This window comes from Longimicrobium sp., from assembly GCF_036554565.1.
Lineage (GTDB): Bacteria > Gemmatimonadota > Gemmatimonadetes > Longimicrobiales > Longimicrobiaceae > Longimicrobium.
The window spans coordinates 1-2,508 of the sequence record NZ_DATBNB010000508.1; the positions used below are offsets into that span (position 1 = coordinate 1).

Here is a 2,508-nt window from a genome sequence, read left to right on the forward strand (position 1 = left end):
TCTCTCTTTCAGCAGTTTCGCGGCATGTCGTCACTCGGCGAAAATCGCACTTCCAAGCAGCCCTCCGCGGGCATGGCCACGGGCAAGCCGGCCCCGGGCGACGTCTCTCCCCGGGTTCCCGCCTGGCTGGTGCGCGGCGGCATCGGTGTGGCCGTGCTGGTCGTCGCCATCTGGGCCTGGTGGGCGGCGCGCGCGCCGGAGCTGCCGCGCATCGCCTACACCGAGCTCCTCAGCGCTGTCTCGCAAAGGAAGGTCTCCGCCCTGACCGTGCGCCCGGGGGACGTGATCCTGGGTGAGTGGGCCGGCCCGGTGGGCGCGGCCAACGGCTCTGATCCGGACTTCGCCGTCGCCTTCCCCGTGGAGGAAATCGACGGGCTGGCCGCGCGCGCCGAGGCCGCGGGGGTCAAGCTCACCCTCGCCTCCCCGCCCACGCGCGCCACGCCGGAGAGCGTGCTGCGCGGTCTGCTGACGCTGGCGCTGCTGGTCGGCGCGGGATGGTTCCTGTTCCGCCAGATCCACCAGGGCGCCGGCGAGGAGCTGGGCGGCACCGGCGCGTCGGACGTGACGTTCGACGACGTGGCGGGCACGCAGGGCGCGGCGGACGAGCTTCGCGAGATGGTGGACTTCCTGCGCGCCCCCGAGCGCTTCGCCCGGCTGGGCGCACGCATTCCCAAGGGCGCGCTGCTCGTCGGCCCGCCGGGAACGGGGAAGACGCTGCTGGCGCGGGCCGTGGCGGGCGAGGCGGGCGTCCCCTTCTTCTCCATCTCCGGCTCGGAAGTCACCGGCTTCCTCGTCGGCATGGGCGCGCACCGCATCAAGACGCTGTTCAAGCGGGCGCGCAAGAAGGGCGGGGTGATCTTCATCGATGAGATCGACGCGCTGGGCGGCAAGCGCGGGCGCAACCGCAGCCACAACGAAGACGACCGCACGCTCAACCAGCTGCTGGTGGAGATGGACGGCTTCGATCCGCTGGCGGGCGTGGTCGTCATCGCCGCCACCAACCGCCCCGACGACCTGGACGAGGCGCTGAAGCGTCCCGGCCGCTTCGACCGCATGATCACCGTCAGCCCGCCCACCTCCGGCGGCCGCGAAGAGATCCTGCGGCTGCACGTCGGCCGTCGCGGGATTCCGCTGCACGCGGAGGTGGACCTGGGGCGGCTGGCGCGGCTGACGCCGGGATCGACGGGCGCCGAGCTGGCCAACCTGCTGAACGAGGCCGCCATCGCCGCCGCGCGCGAGCAGGAGCCCTCCGTCCGCTGGGCGCACGTGGACGCGGCGCGCGACCGGCTGCTGCTGGGCAAGGAGCGCAAGGGGTTCCGCGCGATGGACCAGGAGCGGTGCACGGTGGCGTACCACGAGGCCGGCCACGCGCTGGTGGGCGTGCTGTGCGCCCCCGAGGACGGGCTTCACAAGGTGACCATCCAGCCCCGCGGCCAGGCCATGGGCGTCGCCTACTTCTCGCCCTCGGACGACCGCTTCCTGTACCGGCGCAGCTACCTCGAGGCGCTGATCATGAAGGGGCTGGCGGGGCGCGCCGCCGAGGAGCTGGTGTTCGGCCCCCTGGCCATCACCAGCGGGGCGCAGAACGACCTTCAGCAGGTGAACGGCATCGCCCGCAAGATGGTGTACCAGCTGGGGATGGGCGACGACACCGGGCTGCTGATCCACGATGGCGAGGCGGGGAGCCTGAGCGCCGAGGCCCACGCGCGGATGGACCGCGAGGTGAAATCCATCCTGGAGCGGCTGTACGCGCGGACCCGCGAGGTCGTCGCGGCCAATCGCGAGCCCCTGGCCGCGCTGGCCGTGGCCCTGCTGGAGCGCGAAACCATCGAGGGCGACGAGGCGGTGGAGATCATGGCAGAGGCGGGCACCACGCGCCCTGCCTGGCTGGCCGACGCCCTCGCGGCATCGCTGGCCCCATCTACCAGGCTGCCCTCCGCGGCCTGACACGCGATCTCATCCTGGAATCTGCGAGGCCCCGGACACGCCGTCCGGGGCCTCGCGTGCGTTCACGGGCAGCGGCGCGGCGCGATCCCTGCGCACCGGCGTGGATCGCGCGCGACCACGCCCCGCAACCCTGTTCCGTTCATGAGCTTTTCCCTCCTGCGCTTCGGCCTCAACGAGATGCTCACGTGCGGCGCGGACCTGCGCCGGGCGGCGCTGGGTGCCACGTCCATCGAAGAGGTGGCCGATTCCGTCGTGCGCTACTTCTACGCACAGGCGCTGGGCGAGGACGGAAAGCGCGAGTGCGTGATGGCGCGCTTCTACATGACGGTGCCGTTTGTGTCGCTGCCGCCGGAATCGCAGCAGTTCGCGGCGCGGTTCCTCGGCGATCAGCCCGCCGGGCCGGAGCTGCAGTGCCTGACGCTGCTGGGAACGGTGGGCGACGAGCCCGGGTGGAACTCGCGGTGGACATCGCAGGGGCACCATGCGATTCCGCTCCCCACGGTGGAGTTCGTGAAGAGCGCCCCGATGATCGCCGAACTGGTGAGGGCGGTGGGGCTGGAC

1 protein-coding gene and 1 pseudogene are annotated in these 2,508 nt (G+C 72.0%); both read left to right on the forward strand.

What is annotated here, in order from left to right:
• Positions 1-1,947 (forward strand): ATP-dependent metallopeptidase FtsH/Yme1/Tma family protein (locus tag VIB55_RS13955; protein ID WP_331877265.1); only part of this gene is annotated, 1,947 nt, incomplete at its 5' end.
• A 141-nt stretch (positions 1,948-2,088) separates the two neighbouring features.
• Positions 2,089-2,508, forward strand: a pseudogene (locus tag VIB55_RS13960) (hypothetical protein); the annotation flags it as partial.